At 71.9% G+C, this 1,905-nt stretch carries 3 protein-coding genes; all 3 read right to left on the reverse strand.

Annotated features, from left to right (window positions below):
- Nucleotides 1-150: 150 nt before the first annotated feature.
- Nucleotides 151-690 carry a methyltransferase domain-containing protein gene (locus Q7W29_04720; protein ID MDO9171120.1) on the reverse strand — a complete coding sequence of 180 codons (540 nt, stop codon included), beginning with the start codon at nt 688-690 and terminating at the stop codon, nt 151-153.
- Nucleotides 691-713: 23 nt separating this feature from the next.
- Entirely contained in the window at nt 714-1,277 is a 564-nt protein-coding gene (locus Q7W29_04725; protein MDO9171121.1) for an HDIG domain-containing protein, read from the reverse strand.
- Between the two features lie 7 nt (nt 1,278-1,284).
- The coding region (locus Q7W29_04730; GenBank protein MDO9171122.1) for a SprT family zinc-dependent metalloprotease at nt 1,285-1,905 on the reverse strand (621 nt) is incomplete at its 5' end.

Below are 1,905 nucleotides of genomic sequence, written 5' to 3' on the forward strand. Positions count from 1 at the left end.
TGGGCCTCGTCCTGCGGCGTCTGTAGGGTCCGGGCGCCAGGAGGGCGCCGGGACCCGGAAGTCGAGCGCGCCGGTCACAGGAGGTGACCGGCGCGCGTCCGCAGGACGAGGCCCATGTCCTCGATCCATGTCCAGCACCCACCCGGGCGCTCAGTACATGTAGTCCCGAACGAGATCGGCACTGGCCCGCCCGCCCGGCTTCGCGACGCGCAGGATCACCTCAACGTAGAGCGCCGGCATCGTGAAGGCGTGGTACTTCTCCCAGCGCCGCGGGAAGCGGTTGGCGAGCCAGGCGAGGCCGCACCAGCGGTAGAGGTCGGTGAACCAGAGCTTGTGGCGGGCGATGGCGAACAGTCCGGTGCCCTGCAGCGTCAGGAAGGTGATGTAGCCCAAGTGGTGGAAGTGCTCGAGGTCGCCGTAGGAGAGCTGCGAGCTGTAGTGCGGCGTGATGACGCGCACCGTGGCCCCGTCGCGAGCGATGCGGTGGACCTCGGCCATGAGGTCCAGGGGGCGGGTCACGTGCTCGATGACGTGGGACATCTCGACGTGGTCGAACTCGTCGTCGGCGAAGGGCAGTGGGTAGTCGTTCAGGTCGTGGACGATGTCGACGTGGGGGGCCGGGCGCATGTCCAGGCCCACGGATCCCGCCAGCTTGCTGCGCGGACCGCAGCCCAGGTCCAGGGACTTCATGCGCTCACCCCTTTCCGGAGACGCTAGAGCCCGAGGTCGGCGGCGACCCCCGCGAGCGCCCCGAGGACGAGCGTGGTCACCTCCGCGGGCTCGAGGCCCAGGTCCGCCGCGCCCTCGGCGATCTCGGCGCGGTTCACCTTGGCGGCGAAGTCCTTCTTCTTCAGCTTCTTCAGCACCGAGGCCACCTGCACCGCGGCGATCTTGCGGTCGGGCTGCACCATCGCGCAGGCCATGCAGAAGCCGCACAGCTCGTCCACGGCGAAGAGCCAGCGCGCGCAGTCGTCCTCGCGCGGCACGCCCGTGTAGGAGGCGTGCGAGAGGATCGCGCGCACGAAGGGCTCCGGGTAGCCGAGGCCGCGCAGGATCGCGGCGCCCTGCTGCGGGTGGTCCGGCGGCTCGGGAAAGCGCTCGTAGTCGAAGTCGTGCAGCAGGCCGACCGCCCCCCAGTATTCGGGGTCGTTGCCGGTGCGCAGGGCGGCCGCGCGCATGGCCGCCTCGACGGCGTAGGCGTGGCGGCGCAGGGGCTCGGTCAGGGTGTGCTCGTGCAGCAGGGCCAGGACGCGGCCGCGTTCGTAGAGGTCGGACATGGGGGCCTCAGATCTGCAGGTCGTCGTGGTGGTCGCGCAGCCAGGACATGTTCTCGTCGTGCTCCGGGCAGACCTCCGCCAGCAGTTTCCGGAAGCCGGGGCCGTGGTTGAGGTGCCGCAGGTGGCACAGCTCGTGGCAGACGACGGCGTCGATCACCGCGGGCGGGGCCATCACCAGGCGGTAGCAGAAGGACAGGTTGCCCTTGTGGGAGCAGCTGCCCCAGCGGCTCGTGCGCTCCCCGATGATGATCCGGCTGGGGACCAGGCCGTGGGTCGCGGCGAGCTCGCACACCCGCGCCTCGAGGTGCCGCCGCGCCAGGCGGCGCAGCCAGCGCTCGAGCAGGGGCCGCGGGTCCAGGCGGTCGTCCGGCGTGAGCTGGACGCGCAGGCGGTCGTTCTCGGCGACGACACGGCCGCGGCGGCGCCCCGGTTCCGCGCCCTCGACCAGCAGCTCGCGCGGCCGGCCCAGCACCAGCACCCGGCTGCCGGTGCTCAGCTCCGGCGACCGCGGTCCCTGGCGGACGTCGAAGCGCTCGACCTGCTCGTCGATCCAGACGGCGTGCTCGCGCAGGGCCCGCTCCAGCTCGGCCAGGCTCCAGCGACGGGGCAGCACGACCTCGAGCCCCTT

Source organism: bacterium, from assembly GCA_030654305.1.
Classification (GTDB): Bacteria; Krumholzibacteriota; Krumholzibacteriia; order LZORAL124-64-63; family LZORAL124-64-63; genus PNOJ01.